Origin of the sequence: Gramella sp. KN1008, from assembly GCF_004332155.1 — a bacterium.
Lineage (GTDB): Bacteria > Bacteroidota > Bacteroidia > Flavobacteriales > Flavobacteriaceae > Christiangramia.
Genome location: NZ_SJDV01000003.1, coordinates 380,108 through 397,980, shown reverse-complemented (window position 1 = coordinate 397,980; position 17,873 = coordinate 380,108). Strand labels below are relative to the sequence as shown.

At 41.9% G+C, this 17,873-nt stretch carries 17 protein-coding genes; 13 read left to right on the top strand and 4 right to left on the bottom strand.

Translation table 11 applies throughout. The features are described from left to right. Positions 1-106: 106 nt before the first annotated feature. Together ribH and EZJ28_RS07655 are read right to left on the bottom strand one after the other, a co-directional pair. Positions 107-613 carry a 6,7-dimethyl-8-ribityllumazine synthase gene (gene ribH / locus EZJ28_RS07660; protein WP_131396512.1) on the bottom strand — a complete coding sequence of 169 codons (507 nt, stop codon included), beginning with the start codon at positions 611-613 and terminating at the stop codon, positions 107-109. 6 nt (positions 614-619) lie between these two features. Continuing rightward, positions 620-1,390, bottom strand: coding sequence for a tetratricopeptide repeat protein (locus EZJ28_RS07655; protein ID WP_131396510.1), 771 nt, complete (start codon positions 1,388-1,390; stop codon positions 620-622). A gap of 147 nt (positions 1,391-1,537) precedes the next feature. On the opposite strand from EZJ28_RS07655, the gene recF reads away from it, so the two are divergent. The 5 genes from recF (at position 1,538) to EZJ28_RS07630 (ending at position 5,219) form a co-directional block, all read left to right on the top strand. Then, positions 1,538-2,617 carry a DNA replication/repair protein RecF gene (gene recF / locus EZJ28_RS07650; RefSeq protein WP_131396508.1) on the top strand — a complete coding sequence of 360 codons (1,080 nt, stop codon included), beginning with the start codon at positions 1,538-1,540 and terminating at the stop codon, positions 2,615-2,617. Next, positions 2,614-3,051, top strand: coding sequence for a lipocalin family protein (locus EZJ28_RS07645; RefSeq protein ID WP_131396506.1), 438 nt, complete (start codon positions 2,614-2,616; stop codon positions 3,049-3,051). The genes recF and EZJ28_RS07645 overlap by 4 nt, the downstream gene beginning before the upstream one ends. Continuing rightward, positions 3,032-3,328, top strand: a complete 297-nt coding sequence (locus EZJ28_RS07640) for a DUF721 domain-containing protein (RefSeq protein WP_165499045.1) — start codon at positions 3,032-3,034, stop codon at positions 3,326-3,328. Before EZJ28_RS07645 ends, EZJ28_RS07640 begins: the two co-directional genes overlap by 20 nt. Before the next feature lie 95 nt (positions 3,329-3,423). Next, positions 3,424-4,056, top strand: coding sequence for a protein-L-isoaspartate(D-aspartate) O-methyltransferase (locus EZJ28_RS07635; RefSeq protein WP_242670088.1), 633 nt, complete (start codon positions 3,424-3,426; stop codon positions 4,054-4,056). Positions 4,057-4,067: 11 nt separating this feature from the next. After that, on the top strand, positions 4,068-5,219 hold the full coding sequence (locus tag EZJ28_RS07630; RefSeq protein WP_131396502.1) for a hypothetical protein: 1,152 nt from the start codon (positions 4,068-4,070) through the stop codon (positions 5,217-5,219). Positions 5,220-5,272: 53 nt separating this feature from the next. Here the strand turns inward: EZJ28_RS07630 and EZJ28_RS07625 are convergent, their stop codons facing one another. After that, positions 5,273-5,692 (bottom strand): nucleoside-diphosphate kinase, encoded by a 420-nt coding sequence (locus tag EZJ28_RS07625; RefSeq protein WP_131396500.1) that lies wholly within the window; start codon positions 5,690-5,692, stop codon positions 5,273-5,275. A 180-nt stretch (positions 5,693-5,872) separates the two neighbouring features. Here EZJ28_RS07625 and EZJ28_RS07620 point away from each other — a divergent pair, with 180 nt between their 5' ends. From EZJ28_RS07620 to EZJ28_RS07610, 3 genes are read left to right on the top strand one after another with little or no spacing between them, the layout of a single operon-like run. Beyond that, positions 5,873-6,889: a bifunctional oligoribonuclease/PAP phosphatase NrnA gene (locus EZJ28_RS07620; RefSeq protein ID WP_131396498.1), complete on the top strand. Its 1,017-nt coding sequence runs from the start codon at positions 5,873-5,875 to the stop codon at positions 6,887-6,889. Further along, positions 6,886-7,449 (top strand): gliding motility-associated peptidyl-prolyl isomerase GldI, encoded by a 564-nt coding sequence (gldI, locus tag EZJ28_RS07615; RefSeq protein WP_131396496.1) that lies wholly within the window; start codon positions 6,886-6,888, stop codon positions 7,447-7,449. Before EZJ28_RS07620 ends, gldI begins: the two co-directional genes overlap by 4 nt. Positions 7,450-7,451: 2 nt before the next feature. Further along, a complete protein-coding gene (locus EZJ28_RS07610; protein ID WP_131396494.1) occupies positions 7,452-8,573 on the top strand; it encodes a peptidylprolyl isomerase in 1,122 nt (373 codons plus the stop codon). 128 nt (positions 8,574-8,701) lie between these two features. On the opposite strand, the gene EZJ28_RS07605 is transcribed toward EZJ28_RS07610, so the two are convergent. Beyond that, positions 8,702-10,162, bottom strand: a complete 1,461-nt coding sequence (locus EZJ28_RS07605; RefSeq protein WP_131396492.1) for an aminoacyl-histidine dipeptidase — start codon at positions 10,160-10,162, stop codon at positions 8,702-8,704. Positions 10,163-10,250: 88 nt separating this feature from the next. Between EZJ28_RS07605 and EZJ28_RS07600 the strand changes: the two genes are divergently transcribed. From EZJ28_RS07600 to EZJ28_RS07580, 5 genes are all read left to right on the top strand, one after another. Then, a complete protein-coding gene (locus EZJ28_RS07600) occupies positions 10,251-11,333 on the top strand; it encodes a DUF3810 domain-containing protein (protein ID WP_131396490.1) in 1,083 nt (360 codons plus the stop codon). 77 nt (positions 11,334-11,410) lie between these two features. Further along, positions 11,411-14,377: an amidohydrolase family protein gene (locus tag EZJ28_RS07595; RefSeq protein WP_131396489.1), complete on the top strand. Its 2,967-nt coding sequence runs from the start codon at positions 11,411-11,413 to the stop codon at positions 14,375-14,377. 13 nt (positions 14,378-14,390) lie between these two features. After that, on the top strand, positions 14,391-15,728 hold the full coding sequence (locus EZJ28_RS07590) for an amidohydrolase family protein (protein WP_131396487.1): 1,338 nt from the start codon (positions 14,391-14,393) through the stop codon (positions 15,726-15,728). A gap of 73 nt (positions 15,729-15,801) precedes the next feature. After that, a complete protein-coding gene (locus tag EZJ28_RS07585) occupies positions 15,802-16,617 on the top strand; it encodes an RNA methyltransferase (protein WP_131396485.1) in 816 nt (271 codons plus the stop codon). 11 nt (positions 16,618-16,628) lie between these two features. After that, positions 16,629-17,867: a M48 family metallopeptidase gene (locus EZJ28_RS07580; protein ID WP_131396483.1), complete on the top strand. Its 1,239-nt coding sequence runs from the start codon at positions 16,629-16,631 to the stop codon at positions 17,865-17,867. Positions 17,868-17,873: the final 6 nt, after the last annotated feature.

The window sequence follows — 17,873 nt, the reverse complement described above, 5'->3', positions numbered from 1 at the left end:
TTTGCTGTTCCAAATTTACTCAAAAAGCTTCAGAATTCCGAAGCTTAGAAGTGTTAATAACGAAAGCAATAACAATGCCGTTCTGAAAAGAAAGAAAAATTAAGCTTTAGCCTTTGTAGAATTTCGCGTCCTTTCTAAGCTGTGCCATTTTAATCGCCGCTATGGCCGCTTCGGTACCTTTATTCCCATGTTTACCTCCGCTGCGGGCCCTTGACTGCTCAATATTGTTATCGGTAAGCACACAAAAGATAACAGGAATATCATGCTCTACATTCAGATCTTTGATCCCCTGGGTCACTCCTTCACAAACAAAATCAAAATGCTTGGTCTCTCCCTGGATCACACTCCCAACTGCTATGATGGCATCCAGCATATCAAAGCTCTCCTGCATCTTTTTGCAGCCATAGATAAGCTCAAAACTGCCGGGCACATTCCATCTTACGATGTTCTCCTTCTGAACTCCATTTTCCATAAAAGCATCAAAAGCTCCCTGAAAGAGCCCTTCAGTGATCTCATCGTTCCACTCAGAAACAACGATCCCAAACCGAAAGTCTTTCGCGTTTGGGATCGTATCTTTATCGTATTGTGAAAGGTTTTTACCTTCTGTAGCCATAATATCTTATTTCAAAGCACGGGCCTGTCCAAGATAGATAGGCACCTTATCTGCTTCAGGAGCATCTGGATATTCATCCTCTATCTGAATTAAGAATCCTTCCGCTGCATCAGCATCACCAATTTTTATAGCCGTAATGGCCGCTTTCAATAAAAATCTTGGAGTTGTGAATGAGTTGGATCTCATTTCAGCTGCTTTCTCATAGTAACCTAAAGCCTCTTCAGGCTGGTCCAGCTGCATAAAGGCGTCTCCAATTCCTCCGGTCGCAAGGGCTGCCATTATCTCATCGTCACTCTTAAAATCTTCAAGCTGCTCTATGGCTTCCTGATATTTTCCCGTTCTCAGGTATGCGAAACCGGCATTGTAGTGCGCAAGGTTAGCCGCATCTGTACCACCATAGTTCTCTATGATATCTAGAAATCCGTACTTACCTTCTCCTCCGTTCAGAGCAAGATTGTACAAAGAATCGCTTTGTGCCCCGCTCGCTCTTAAAGCTGAAGACATATAATCCTGCGCCTTAGCCATTTCATTGGCAGCTTCTGTTTGTTTTGGTTCAAGGATAAAACGGTTATAACCTAAATATCCTAATACGGCAACAATTGCTACTCCAACTATGATGTAGATATACTTCTGATTATCGGCGACCCAGGTTTCAGTTTTACTTGCTCCCTCATCAAGAGTATTAAATACCTCTGCAGTCGTTGATTCTTCTTCTACCGACTTTCTTCGATCCTCCTTATTAGAAGGCTTGTATCCTCTTTTCTTATACGTTGCCATAAAAATTTGTTAATGCGTGGCAAAAATATAATTTTTTGTGAAAATTAAAAGGGAAATTATTTGTATTTTTTCAATAATTTCGGGTCCTTTTAGCGCTCAGTCCGGCATTAACCCGATTAGTAATTTTCAGCTGAAACACAGCGATTTATGCATTTAAAAAATCTTAGCCTGCTTAATTACAAGAACCTTAAGACAGCTGAATTCGCTTTTGATGAAAAGATTAACTGCCTGGTAGGAAATAATGGCGTAGGTAAAACCAATGTGCTGGACAGTATTTATCTCCTCTCCTTCGGAAAAAGCTATTTTAACCCGGTAACCTCGCAGAATATAAATCACGACTCCGACTTTTTTGTGGTAGATGGTGAATTCAGCAAGAATGAAAAGTCTGAAAATATCATTGTAAGCGCAAAAAAAGGCCAGAAGAAGATCATTAAAAGGAATAATAAGCCCTATGAAAAAGTAAGCGATCATATAGGTTTTATTCCCACAGTCATCATTTCTCCGGCAGACCGGGACCTCATCATTGAAGGCTCGGAAACCAGGCGCAAGTTCATGGATGGAGTGATCTCCCAAAGCGATCACGTCTACCTGGAAAAACTGCTTCAGTATACTAAACTGGTCTCTCAGCGCAATTCCCTCTTAAAATATTTCGCTGCCAATAATACATTCGAAAGGGACACCCTGGAAGTTTATAATTTGCAGATGAGCAGTCTGGGACAGGATCTGTTCGAGAAAAGAAAAGAGTTTTTGAAAGAGTTCATTCCTATCTTCAATAAAAGATATTCTGATATTACCAATGACAAGGAGGAGGTTCATATCAATTATAAAAGTCAGCTGTATGAAAGCTCACTTTCTTCGCTACTGGAAGAAAATCTTCAAAAAGATATGGCTTTACAGTATACCTCAGTGGGAACCCATAAAGATGATCTTAGTTTTGAGATAGAAGGACATCCCATAAAGAAATTCGGTTCCCAGGGACAGCAAAAATCATTTCTGATCGCCCTGAAGCTTGCCCAGTTCGATTTCATAAAACGAATAAGCAAAGTGAATCCCATCTTGTTGCTGGATGATATCTTTGATAAACTGGATGAAAATCGAGTCGCCCACATCGTAGCCCTGGTAGCTACCAGCGAACTGGGCCAGATATTCCTTAGCGATACACACGCCGAAAGAACCGAAAAGGTAGTAAAAAACAGTAACCAGTCATATAAAATATTCAAGTTGTGAAAAGAGTCCTCATCTTATTTTCCGTCATATTGTTTCTTTCCTGCGGAAAGAACAACCCTGCCACCCAATTGGAAAACCTTAATGGTTACTGGGAGATCAGAAAAGTAGAACTGGCAAAGGATTCGGTGATGGAATACGGAATGAGTCAGTACGTAGACTATATCGAGATCACAGATTCTGTGGGTTTTAGAAAGAAACTTCAGCCCAAGTTCGGCGGGGGATATATTGAGACCAATGATGCTGAAAAGGTGACGGCGACAATAAAAAATAACAAGCTTATTCTTCTTTATTCCACTCCTTATGACAACTGGAAAGAGGAAGTGATAAAAGCCGATGGCGAAGAACTGGTAGTTATGAATCCAGACCGGAAGGTCTACCATTACCGAAAATATACACCCATCTTAACCGAAAATGATGAAAAAAAGGAAGAATGAAGAAATGAAGCTCAGCGACCTATTGAAGAGTTTCGTAGACGAAAACAAACTGGACCGTGGCCTGAACCAGGTTAAAATAAGGGACGTATGGAACAGCCAGATGGGGCCGGCCATTGAAAAATATACTACAGGGATCAAATTAAAGAATGATGTTCTCTATGTACAATTGAGTTCTTCTGTACTTCGGGAGGAGTTAAGCTACGGAAAGGAAAAGATCATCAGGATACTTAACGAAGAAATGGGAGAAGAAATCATTTCAAAGCTGGTACTGCGATAGGTCAGTTTTCAGCCAAATTCACATAACCCTCTAACAATCTTTTATTTAGACTAAAGATTTCCTAAATTTAAGCTACAATCATCCTTAAACTGAAGATGATGTACGCCACCAGGGAAGAAATGATCGAAAACCAGTTAAAGGCCCGTGGAATCAAGGATTCCCGGGTGCTTGACGCCATGTGGAATGTAGACCGTTCCCTGTTTATTCCCGATGATGTAAAACCACACACTTATGATGATGGCCCACTGCCTATTGGCAGAGGTCAAACCATTAGTCAGCCCTATATAGTAGCTTACATGGCTCAGATCCTTAATATCTCTCCAGATGATAAGATACTGGAGATAGGTACCGGCTGTGGATATAATGCCGCAGTTCTTGCCCGGCTGGCCAGGCATGTTTATAGTATTGAGATCATAGAATGGCTTGCTGAAACGGCAAAAGGGAACCTTGAAAAGGCCGGGGTTACGAATGTGAGTATAAAGCAGGACGATGGTTATAAAGGCTGGCCTGAAAAAGCTCCTTTTGACGGGGTGATGCTCACAGCTGCACCGCCGTTTATCCCTTCTCCCCTGAAGGAACAGCTCAAAATTTGTGGCAGGCTCATAGCCCCAATAGGAATTACAAATCAGCGCCTGGTTCTTATAGAAAGAAAAAGTGAGAATGAATTTAGCCGCGAAGATCTCATTCTGGTAAGCTTTGTACCTATGCGAGGTGAAGCCGAAAAATAAAGGTTCAGATCATGACAACTGAAGTATTACAAACAAAAACAAAACAGGCTGCAAAACTCATGGAAGGTTTTGCCAGAAGAACCGGCCTTATAAACGGCCAGGAAGATCCTTCCAGTCGATATCTCTGGACCGATGCCTTTGCAGTAAACAGTTTTTTTGGGCTTTATCATATTACCGCAGATGCTTCTTACAGGGAAAGAGCTTTCAGACTTATAGACCTGGTCCATGAATATTTAGGGAAATACCATCCCGGAGATAAAAGAAAAGGCTGGATAAGCGGATTAAGTAATGAAAAGGCAGAATTACATCCTACCGCCGGCGGGCTTAGAATCGGAAAAAGCCTACCGGAAAGAACTGGAAGCGAAAGTTTTAATGAGCAGCTTGAATGGGAACGGGACGGACAGTATTTTCATTACCTGACCAAATGGATAAATACACTATACCAGGCAGAAAATGAATCTGAAGATTACAGGTATTCCAGATGGGCGGCAGAACTACTGGCTGCCACTTCAGCTTTTATTGTGAATGGAAATCAGGATCCCAGAATGTACTGGAAAATGGATGCCGAGCTTTCCCAACCTCTTGTTTCCAGTATGGGAGCCCATGATCCGCTGGAAGGATTGATCTGCACCGCGGGTATCATCAGGAGATTTCCAGACAGAAAATCGGAATTCGATTATATGTTAAGTGCTTTTAACCGCATGTGCGAAGGTCAGACCTGGATTACTTCCGATCCGCTGGGGATTGGCGGACTTCTTACCGATTGTGTACGAGCATTTATACTGAAAAAAGAGGACCTTCATTTAAGCCTGGATCCCGAGCAGCTTCTGAAGGAAAGCATACAAAGTATTAATAATTATCAGCGAAACAATCGCTGGGAAGGTGCCAGTCAACGCCTTGCCTTCAGGGAATGCGGGCTTTCTCTTGGCGTAAGGATATTCAGGGGAATGAAACAGAAGCTCAATATTCCAGGGATTTCAAATGCACAAATGCAGTGCTATGAACTACTGGCTAATGAGATAGAAGATTTCTGGATGGATACCCGCAATCAGAAAGCAGGCACCTGGAAATCACATATCAACATCAATTCTGTAACATTAGCAGCCAGTCTTATTGCGTGCAACCATCCGGAGGTATTTCTTGGTATTCCGCATAAAACATAAAAAAGCCGGATTCGAAAGAATCCGGCTTCTATATTATCTAACTGAAAAGTTACTTAGAACATTTCTCTTCCTGAAAAATGGAAAGCACCTTCAATTTGAGCATTCTCATCACTATCACTTCCGTGAACGGCATTTTCTCCAATGCTCTTAGCGAATTTCTTTCTGATTGTGCCTTCAGCGGCCTCCTCAGGATTAGTGGCTCCGATAAGAGTTCTGAAATCCTCAACTGCATTATCCTTCTCCAGAATAGCGGCAACAATTGGCCCACGGGTCATGAATTCAACCAGTTCCCCAAAGAAAGGACGCTCTTTATGGATCGCATAGAAAGTTTCAGCGTCTCTCTGTGTCATTTGAGTTAGCTTCATTGCCACGATTCTGAATCCTGAAGCTGTTATCTGTTCTAAGATCGCACCAATATGCCCGTCTTCAACTGCATCAGGCTTAATCATGGTGAATGTTCTGTTTCCTGCCATTGTATGGTTTTTAAATTTGCTGCAAAAATAAATAATTCCATTCCATAAACAAGGCCTTTCAGCTTTTATGTTGAATTACTGGAAACTATATTCTAAATTTTTACAACACCTAATATCATTTTAAATTTCAAGCTTCCGATATTTCTTAAGTCTTATTAAATTGTATATTTAGCCTCGATTATGATCGATACCAGAATACTTGAGATAACGGCCGAACTTGATACGGCTGAAAATATAGTTATAGTACCCCATAAAGGACCCGATGGCGATGCCATGGGATCGTCGCTGGCACTCTACCACTTCCTGAAAAACAAGGGTCATAAGGTAGATGTGATTGCTCCTAACGATTATCCTGATTTCCTTAAATGGCTTCCCGGCAGTGAAGATGTGATCGTTTATGAATCCAACAAGGATAAATGTGATGAAATTATCGGTAAAGCTGAGATCGTGTTTACCCTGGATTTCAATCATCTGTCAAGATGCGGACTCATGCAGGATTCACTTGTGGCTTCCGAAGCTGTTTTTGTGATGATAGATCATCACCAGGAACCTTCAGATTATGCAGACTATACCTATAGTGACGCGAAAATGAGCTCCACCTGTGAAATGGTGTATTGTTTTATAGATAAATTAAGGGCGAAAAAGGATATTACTCCTCAGATCGCCACCTGTCTTTATACGGGAATAATGACCGATACCGGTTCTTTCCGCTTCAGCTCCACCTCCAGTGACACTCATCGGGTAATAGCCGAGCTTATAGATAAAGGTGCGAAGAATGATCAGATACACAATAATATCTTCGACACTAATTCAGAAGACAAATTACAGCTACTGGGTACTGCTTTGAAGAACCTTAAGATGAACCGGGACCTGAGAACGGCATATATAAGCCTTTCACAAGAGGAACTGGATCGCCATAATTTTAAAAAGGGGGATACAGAAGGCTTCGTAAATTATGGCCTTTCCCTGGAAGGTATAATTTTCGCGGTGATATTTATTGAAAAGAAAAATGAGAATATTGTGAAGATCTCTTTCAGATCTAAAGGCGACTTTGATTGCAATACTTTTGCAAGGGCTCATTTTGATGGCGGAGGTCACATTAATGCGGCAGGTGGACGAAGTGAATTATCCCTTAACGATACTATTGTAAGGTTCAATAAGATACTTCCGCAATATTCCGAAGAACTGAAAAAATGAAAATAATATCCATATTACTGATATTTGTGCTTTTCGGGGCCTGTAAATCGCCCGAAGCCAGATATCCTGTTTCTCAGAACAGCGGTTCATACATAGATGAATCTGTTGAGAGGAACAAGGAGATGATCGCAGAAGAAGAGGAATATATCAAACAGGTGATGGGGCAGGATGAGAATATAGAATATCTTACCTCAGCTGATGGGTTCTGGTATTATTATAATGAGAAGTCTACCGACAGCTCCAATACCCAAACTCCTGAATTTGGTGATATCGTGGTCTTTGATTACAGCATCTCTACCATAGAAGGGAAACCAATTTATGCAGAGGGAGAAAAACCAACCCGTGAGTATGCGATAGACAGGGAAAAACTTTTCACCGGTCTCAGGCAGGGATTAAAATTAATGAAAGAAGGCGAAACGGTAACTTTTCTATTTCCTTCTCATAAAGCTTTCGGATATTACGGCGACAAGAAAAAAATTGGCAGTAATGTTCCCATTATGACGCGGGTTACATTACATACCATAAAAGAAGAACAACCCAATAATGAAATCAATAATTAAGAATGAAGACTAAAAGTATTTTTTTACTGTTAACGATTGCGCTATCCCTATTCTCCTGTAATGAGGAATACCCTGAGCTGGAAGACGGGATGTATGTTGAATTCAAAACCTCCATGGGTCCTATAGTGGCAGAACTTTATTTCGAAGAGACCCCTATGACCGTGGCAAGTTTTGTTTCCCTTGCTGAAGGAACCAGCACCATGGCCGATAGCACTTATAAAGATAAAAAGTATTACGACGGACTGATCTTCCATAGGGTTATTGACGGATTCGTGATCCAGGGAGGCGACCCTACCGGAACTGGTAGTGGCGGACCCGGCTATAAGTTTCCCGATGAATTTGTAGACTCTTTAAGTCATGATGATAAGGGAATCCTTTCTATGGCGAATGCCGGCCCGGGAACTAACGGAAGCCAGTTCTTTATAACCCTTGCTCCTGTTCAGCAACTAGACCCAAGACATACGGTTTTTGGAAAAGTAGTTAAAGGGTTGGATGTGGTTGAAGCTATAGGAAAGGTGGAAACCGATCCTCGTGACCGCCCCGTAAAGGATGTGGTGATGAACGAAGTGAATATCATAAGAAAAGGAAGTGCAGCCAAAAACTTTGAGGCCCCAAAAGTAATGGAGGACCAGCTTGCTGAAGTAGAAGCTGAAAAAGAAGCCCAGGCTCAGAAAATGCAGGAGATGAAAGCAGAAAAATCTCAGGAATTTGAAGCTCTTGAAGAAAAAGCTGATTCTCTGGACAGCGGGTTAAAGATCTATTTCGAAAATGAAGGTGATGGAGAAGAACCAAAGAATGGCCAGAAAGTAAATGTTATCTATGAAGGATATTTTGCTGACGGAACTCTTTTTGACACGAATAAGGAGGAAGTGGCTAAAGAAGCCGGTATCTTCAACGAGCAGAGAGCTGCTCAGGGTGGTTACGGAGCCATGCCAATGCAATATGGCCCGGATGCACCTATGATCCCCGGATTCAAAGAAGGACTTCAGCAGATGCAGGTGGGAGACAAAGCAGTTATCTGGATCCCAAGTCACCTTGGATATGGTGAAAGAGGTGCAGGAGGCGTAATTCCTCCAAACACCGACCTTATCTTCGTAATGGAAATCACCGGAATCGCTGAATAATCGATTTTAGACCGAATAAACTAAAAGCCCCACGCAGCTGCGTGGGGCTTTTTATTTTTGGTTATCCTGAACTTGTTTAGAAAGTAAAAACAAGCAGTTGGTTTTTCCTATTATCCGGTAAAAGGCAATTAATTCTCAGGGATGTTTCTCAATACTTCTAGTAAGAAATCCCAGTATTTCTGAGCAGATTTTATACTTGCCCTTTCATCTGGAGAATGAGCTCCTCTTATTGTAGGCCCAAAGGAGATCATATCCATCCCCGGATAATGGCTTCCTATGATCCCACACTCAAGGCCGGCATGACAGGCTGCGATATGTGCCTTTTCTCCATTCATCTTCTGATAGATCCCGTCCAACGTCTTCAGGATAGCAGAGTCACTGTTCGGTGCCCAACCTGGATATTCTCCAGATAATTCCACCTTAAATCCGGCAAGTTCAAAAACAGATTTTATGGAGTTAGCCAGATCGTCCTTTGATGAATCTACAGAACTTCTGGTGAGGCATTTTATCCATATTTCACCCTCTTTCACAGTAACGTTCGCGATATTATTCGATGCTTCCACAAGCCCTTCAATTTCAGGACTCATCCTGTAAACCCCATTATGAGCCCCGGCCAGTGCAAGGACGAGTTCACGCTGGGAAGCAAGGTCCATCACCTTTTCCTGTGAAGCTATTTTGTTTAGCTCAAGAATTAAGTTAGGTTCAAGCGATGCATATTCTTCTTTAATAGCCTTCGCCCGTTTTTCGAATTCCTTTTTAAAGGTTTCTTCTTCTGTTTCAGGAAGGGCTATAACCGCAGTGCTTTCACGCGGAATCGCGTTTCGCAATCCTCCGCCATCAATTTCAGAGATTCGCAATTTGAATTCTTCTGCCGTATTTACCAGCAAACGATTCATCAGTTTATTGGCATTACCAAGGCCTTTGATAATATCCATTCCCGAATGTCCTCCCATAAGTCCCTGGACCTTTACTTCATAAGAACGGTACGATTCAGGCATATTTTCCTCCTCATAGGATCTTGTAGCTGTGATATCAACTCCTCCGGCACACCCGATCCCGATCTCATCGTCTTCTTCAGTATCCAGGTTTAAGAGAATATCTCCTTCGAGAATTTCTGGACTTAATCCTTTGGCACCGGTCATGCCTGTTTCTTCATCTATCGTAAAAAGAGCTTCCAGCGGAGGATGTTCAATCGAGTTACTTTCCAGTATCGCCATCATGGTTGCCACGCCCAGGCCATTATCTGCTCCCAGCGTGGTTCCTTTAGCCCGTACCCAGTCTCCATCTACATACATCTCTATACCCTGGTTGTCAAAATCGAATTCGGTATCATTATTTTTCTGGTGAACCATATCCAGATGGGCCTGAAGAACGATCTTTTTTCGGTTTTCCATGCCTCTGGTGGCAGGTTTACGGATCACCACATTTCCTACTTCATCTACTTCAGTTTCCAGACCAAGTTCATTCCCGAAATTCTTAATGAATTCTATAACCCGCCCCTCTTTTTTTGAGGGTCTGGGCACGGCATTCAGATCTGCAAATTTATTCCATAAGACTTTGGGCTCCAGTGCCCTTATTTCTTCATTCATTCCTGTATTTTTTGGTATATTCACAAAGGTATTCGATTTGACCGATTTCAAAAATTTGAGGCCTGCTAAATATTTGTATTTTTAAGCCGTGAAGAGAAAATCTGTATTGTTGCTCGCCATATTTTTGCCTCTTCAGATCATAGGCATCAATATACTCAAGAATCATCCATATTTCATTGAAGAGTATTATTCCCATGGCCTGTACCCCGTAATTTCAAAAATTATGAGATACAGCCTGGGATTTGTACCTTTTTCCCTGGGTGATTTTTTATATGCCGCCCTGGTGATCCTACTTATAATTTGGCTGGCCAGAAGGATAAGCCAGAAATTCAGGAATCCCAAATCCTGGATACCAGATGCTCTTGCCACACTATCGGTGATCTATTTTTGTTTTCATCTGTTCTGGGGATTTAATTATTATCGCCTTCCTCTACATAAGAGCCTGGAGATCGAAAACAATTATACTACAGAAAAGCTCATTACTCTTACAGAAACTCTCATCGAAAAATCCAATGAGTTGCATTCCAAACTGGCCGAAAATGATTCGGTAAAGGTAGAATATGATTTTACTAAAAAAGAGCTTTTTGACCTTACCATAGAAGGTTATGAGAATCTTCAGAAGGACTTTCCTGAACTTAGGTATAATGGGGAAGCTTTAAAACGCTCATTATACAGTATCCCCTTAACATATATGGGATTCAATGGCTACCTGAATCCGCTAACGAATGAAGCCCAGGTGAACACCCTTATTGTGCCTTATAAGATCCCGACTACGGCAAGTCATGAAATTGGGCATCAGCTTGGTTTTGCAAAAGAGAACGAAGCGAACTTCATTGCGTGCCTGGCTACGATGAATCACCCCGATCCTTATTTCAGGTATTCCGGGTATACCTTTGCATTAAGTTACTGCCTTAGTGAGATCTACCGCCGGGAACCCGAAAGAGTCAAAGAAATGACCGCTAAAATGAATTCCGGGATCCTGAAAAACTACAGGGAGGTAGATGAATTCTGGCTCAGGCATACAAATCCTTTTGAGCCTATCTTCCAGGCTACCTATAACCGTTATCTTATCGCAAATAATCAGGCAGACGGAATGAAAAGTTACAGTTATGTGGTGGCTCTTCTTGTTAATTATTTTGATGATTCTCGTCAGGCTTTTAAAAAAGGTTAGCAGATTCTCCAAATTTTAGTATTTTGAGCCTCTCTTAATTATTTGAATAATCTATTTTATTAAAACCCTTGAACTAAATGAAATTAAAATTTCTGATCCTGGGAGTGTTTCTAGGTGTATTGAACTTACATGCACAGGAATACTTTCCCAAGAATGATGGTGTCAAAACCCGGAACACCAATTACACTGTTTTTAAGAATGCGAAAATACATGTAGATCCGCAAACCATTATTAACAATGGAATGTTTGCGATCAAAGAAGGAAAGATAACCGCGGTAGGAAAATCGATTAATATTCCTGCCAACAGCACAGTGGTTGACCTTCAGGGAAAAGAAGTCTATCCATCCTTTATAGATCTGTATACCAGCTTTGGGATTTCCAAACCCAAAAGAGCTGAAAACGGAAGTCAGCCTCAGTATGATGCTGGACGTGAAGGCTATTACTGGAATGACCATATAAGACCTGATACTGATGCGGTGGCTAATTTCAGTTTCGACTCAAAAGAAGCCGAAAAACTCCATAAAGCGGGATTTGGAGTTGTGAACACTCATGTACCGGACGGGATCATCCGCGGAACCGGAATGCTGGTAGCGCTTACACCCGGAGTAACTGAAGGCGACAGAATCATTGACGAAAGATCTGCTCAATATCTTTCTTTTGATAAGAGCGTACAGTCAAGACAGTCCTATCCTACTTCCATTATGGGAACCATGGCACTCATCCGTCAGGCTTACCTTGATGCAAAATGGTATGCGGGAGGAAATGCCGACAATAAAGACCTTGCCCTCGAGGCTCTGAATGAGAACAGTGATCTGGTACAGATCTTCGCTACAGATAATCTCTTAAATGAGCTTAGAGCCGATAAGGTTGGGGATGAATTCGGAATTCAATATGTGATCGTTGGAAGCGGAAAGGAATACCAGAGACTGGATAAAATAAAAGAGTCGAATGCGACCTTTATAGTACCTCTCAAATTTCCGGAAGCTTACGATGTTGAAAATCCATACCTGGCAAATCAGTTAAGCCTCGAAGAAATGAGAGAATGGAATCAGGCGCCTGCAAATTTGAAGATGCTTTCAGAAAACAAAGTGCCTTTTACACTAACAACTCACTCCATTGATGCTGAAAAAGAATTCAAAGCAAACCTGTTAAAGGCCATCGAATATGGTTTAAGCAAAGAAGCTGCCCTTGCAGCCTTAACTACGGTTCCAGCCAGGACCATCGGCAAGGAAGGAAAAATAGGCGTAATAAAAGAAGGAGCCTGGGCAAACTTTATCATTACCTCTGGTGATTATTTCGATAAGGAGACCACCCTTTATGAAAACTGGGTACAGGGCTACAGAACGATCCTTGAAAATATGGACGTTACTAATATTACCGGGAAATATGATCTGAAAGTAGATGGGAAGAGCTATGAGCTTAGTATCACCGGGGAACCTTCCAAACCAAAAGCCGAGGTTAAAATGGGCGACACCAAGATAGGTTCCAAACTCAGCTTTCAGGATAACTGGATGAACCTTTTGCTATCTTCTCCGGATACCACCAAAACAGAGTTCGTCAGACTTTCAGCAAATGTACCGGAAAGTACCGATAAAATATCTGGAAAGGCGATCATGCCTAATGGAACTGAGACTGCGTTCACAGCTTCAAAACAAAGCGATGCTGAAAAGAAAGATGATAAGGAGAAGAAGGAGAAGATGCATACAGTAATACCTGTCACCTATCCTAATGTTGCATATGGCTTTACTCAAAAACCAAAACAGGAAAATGTTCTTTTCAGGAATGCGACCGTTTGGACAAGTGAAGATGAAGGAGTACTGGAAAATACAGATGTGCTGGTGAAGAATGGGGAGATAGTTCGCATTGGAAAGGATCTCAATGCCGGCGGAGCCAGGGTGATCGATGCTACCGGTAAACATCTTACAGCGGGTATAGTTGACGAGCACTCGCATATTGCAGCTTCAGACATTAACGAGGCAGGACATAATTCATCTGCCGAAGTTCAGATGGAAGATGTTGTAGATCCTACTGATATTAATATCTATAGGAACCTTGCCGGCGGGGTGACTTCAATTCAGTTACTTCATGGTTCGGCTAACCCCATCGGCGGGCAGTCAGCTATCCTTAAACTAAAATGGGGAGAATCTGCTGAAGATATGATCTTTGAACAGGCACCTCCTTTTATCAAATTTGCTCTGGGAGAAAACGTCAAGCAGTCCAATTGGGGCAGCACTATAAGATTTCCGCAAACCAGAATGGGAGTTGAACAGGTATTTACCGATTATTTCAGTCGTGCCCGTGCTTACGAAAGTCAGAAAAAAAGTGGTGAAGATTTTCGCAAGGATCTGGAAATGGAGACTATTGTGGAAATCCTTAACGGAGAGCGTTTCGTGACCTCCCACTCTTATATCCAGAGCGAGATCAATATGCTTATGAAAGTTGCGGAAGCCTTTGACTTTAACATCAATACCTTCACGCACATCCTGGAGGGCTACAAAGTAGCCGACAAGATGAAGGAACATGGCGTTGGAGCCTCTACGTTCTCTGACTGGTGGGCCTACAAATATGAGGTGAACGATGCGATCCCTTATAACGCTGCGATCATGAATGAAGTTGGCCTCACTGTTGCCATCAACAGTGATGATAGCGAGATGAGCCGAAGACTGAACCAGGAAGCCGCTAAAAGTGTAAAATATGGTGGGATGAGCGAAGAGGAAGCATGGAAAATGGTGACCATTAACCCAGCAAAACTATTGCATGTAGATGATCTTGTGGGAAGTATTAAAACAGGAAAGCAAGCCGATCTTGTATTATGGAACGAGCATCCGCTTTCTGTCTATGCCAAACCCGAAAAGACCATGGTAGAAGGAGTGTTCTATTTTGACATAGAACGTGATGGAAAGATGAGGAATGAGATCAAAAAAGAACGTAACGAACTTATCGGGCAAATGCTTAAGGCCAAGAACAATGGTATTAAAACCCAGCCTGTGACCAAAAAAGAAAAGCAGAGAGTTCACTGTGATCTTCTAGAGAAGGTTCAATAAAAAATTGACAAAAATGAAATCAGTATATAATTATATTTTAATAGCATTCCTGATCATCTCAGGAAACAGCTCTGCACAGCAAACCCCTGCACCCGAGCAGAGCGAAGCAGTGACTATTGTTGGAGCTACCGCCCATCTTGGGAATGGTGAAGTGATAGAGAACAGCCTTATAATATTTGAAAACGGTAAACTTACCCAGGTAATGGATGCAACCTCAACGAAAATGCAGTACAGAGGTGAGATCATCCAGGCGGAAGGGAAACATGTATATCCGGGGTTTATCGCGCCCAATTCAACGTTGGGACTGGTGGAGATCGCCGCAGTAAGACCCACTATAGACCAGGATGAAATTGGAGAAATTCTTCCAAATGTAAGAAGTTTGATCGCCTATAATGCCGAAAGCAAGATCGTTGAGTCCATGAGACCTAATGGAGTGCTACTTGGACAGATCGTTCCCCGGGGAGGACTTGTTTCGGGCACCTCATCTGTAGTGCAGTTCGATGCATGGAACTGGGAAGATGCTGTAGTAAAAGAGGATGACGCACTTCACATTAACTGGCCTGATGCTTTTAGCCGAGGTCGCTGGTGGAGAGGCGAAGACCCTAACCTGAAACCTAATAAAGAATATACCGAAGAAATTCAGAAACTGGAAGATTTCTTTAATGAAGCTAAAGCTTACCTGGCCGGAGCTCAGGATTATACCCATCTGCCATACCAGGCAATGGAAACGGTTTTTACCGGGGAGAAAAGGGTATTCGTTCACGTGGATGGTGAAAAGGAGATACTTGATGCTCTGCAGTTCAAGAAAGATCAGAAGCTTGATGGATTTGTGATCGTTGGAGGCTATAATGCACTGGGTGTGGCAGAACAACTTAAGGAAAATAATGTTCCTGTTTTGGTGAACCGCCCCCACAGCACTCCAGAAATGGCTTACGAGGACTACGATTATCCTTATAAATTAGCGAAACTGCTTCAGGATAGAGGTGTTCTTGTTGGAATTGAAAGCAGTGGACAAATGGAAAGAATGAACACCAGGAATTTGCCTTTTTACGCCGGTACTGTGGCGGCATTTGGAATGGACAAGGAAAATGCCCTTCAGCTTATAACTTTAAATACGGCCAAGATCCTGGGGATTGATGATACCTACGGAAGTCTTGAAAAAGGAAAATCGGCCACTTTATTTATTTCTGAAGGAGACGCACTGGACATGAGAACCAACCGACTGACTCATGCTTTCATTGATGGAAGGAAAATCAGCCTGGAGTCTCACCAGACAGAACTATGGAAGCGCTATTCTGAAAAATATGAAAATCAGGAAACTGAAAAACAGAAAGAAGAAGATAGCAAATAAAGACTGCTAAGATATAGGCCCCTGAAAACTCAGGGGCTTTTTTTATGCCTAATATCTACGTATTTTTATCGCCATGCTTAAAAGTATCACCAGCACCCAGAACAGGGAAATAAAAAGATTGCTTCAGCTACAGGAGAAATCCCGTAACCGGAGAAAGGAGAATGTTTTTGTAGTTGAAGGTCAGAGAGAAACCTCCCTTGCGATTAAAGGAAACTATGAGCTGCTTCAGCTTTATTTCAATCCGGAGCTTATAGATTTTCAGAAAGTACTGGAGATTGCAAGATCTGCCAGCGAAGAACCGGCTGAGATAATCGAGATAAGCCAGGAGGTATATGAAAAAGTAGCCTATAGAAGCAGTACCGAAGGGATCATCACTGTCTTCAAATCCAAATCACATCTGCTTGAAGATATTGAACTCCAAACTTCCACCCCGCTCATCCTTGTTGCCGAAGCACCAGAAAAACCCGGAAATATTGGAGCGATCTTAAGAACGGCAGATGCCGCGGCGGTGGATGCCGTGATCATCGCAAATCCAAAGACAGATCTGTACAACCCTAATATAGTTAGAAGTAGTGTTGGCTGTCTTTTTACCAACCAGATCGCCATCGGCACAACTTCAGAGATCATTGAATTTTTAAAAGAAAATAATATTAATATTTACTCCGCCGCATTGCAGGCTTCCAAAGCCTATCATGAGATCGATTTTAAGGAAGCATCAGCCATTGTAATGGGAACCGAAGCTACCGGTCTTAGCGATGAATGGCTTAAAAACTCTACACAGAATATTATAATCCCGATGCATGGGGAAATTGATTCCATGAATGTTTCTGTAGCGGCCGGAATTCTTATTTTTGAGGCGAAACGGCAACGAATTGCAGACTCAACTTAAAACAACAGAATTTGACACCTGAAACTCTTTTTTATATCATAATTACTATAATCGTCATTGATTTTCTCATTGACAAGATCCTCGACACCCTGAATGCAAAACATTTTAATGATCCGGTTCCAGAGGAGTTATCTGATGTTTATGATAAAAAGGAATATGAAAGATCTCAGAGCTATAAGAAAGATAGATTCAAATTTGGTCTTGTGAGTTCAACATTCTCAGTATTGCTAACCCTTGGTTTTATCATTTTTGATGGGTTTGCCTGGGTAGACCAGATCGCACGGAGTATCAGTGAGAATCCAATCATCATAGCTCTGGTATTTTTTGGGATCATTATGCTGGGCAGTGATATTTTGATGACTCCATTCTCCTGGTACAGCACCTTTGTGATCGAAGAGAAATATGGTTTTAATAAGACAACGAAACGAACATTCGTTCTGGATAAGATAAAAGGTCTTGCCATGACTGCAATTATTGGCGGAGGCATTTTAGCCCTTATTGTTTGGTTCTATCAGATCGCTGGAGATGATTTCTGGTGGTACGCCTGGATTCTCATTGCCATATTTTCTGTATTTATGAATATGTTCTATGCTAAACTAATAGTTCCGCTTTTCAACAAGCAAACCCCACTCGAAGAAGGTTCCCTAAGAACTAAAATTGAACAGTATGCTAAAAGTGTTGGTTTTAAGCTTGATAATATTTTCGTGATAGACGGTTCTAAAAGAAGCACAAAGGCGAATGCCTATTTCTCAGGATTTGGAAGTGAAAAGCGAATTACGCTTTATGATACCCTTATCAACGACCTGGAAGAGGAAGAGATCGTGGCGGTCCTGGCTCACGAGGTAGGTCATTACAAGAAAAATCATATTATCGTGAACCTGGTAGCTTCAGTACTTACCACAGGATTCACCCTATGGCTGTTATCACTTTTCGTTGGTAATCCAATACTTTCAGAAGCCCTGGGAGTTGCCCAGCCCAGTTTTCATATTGGTCTTGTAGCTTTTGGAATACTTTATAGCCCGATCTCCGAAATTACCGGACTTATTATGAACTTCATTTCTCGTAAATTCGAATACCAGGCAGATAATTATGCAAAAGCGACTTATAATGGTGATTCGCTCATTTCTAGCTTAAAGAAATTATCCAGGAATACACTGAGTAATTTAACTCCCCACAAGGCTTATATTTTTGTACATTACTCCCACCCCAGTCTGTTACAGCGGTATCACAACCTTAAGACCGGTTTTTAGTTGTTT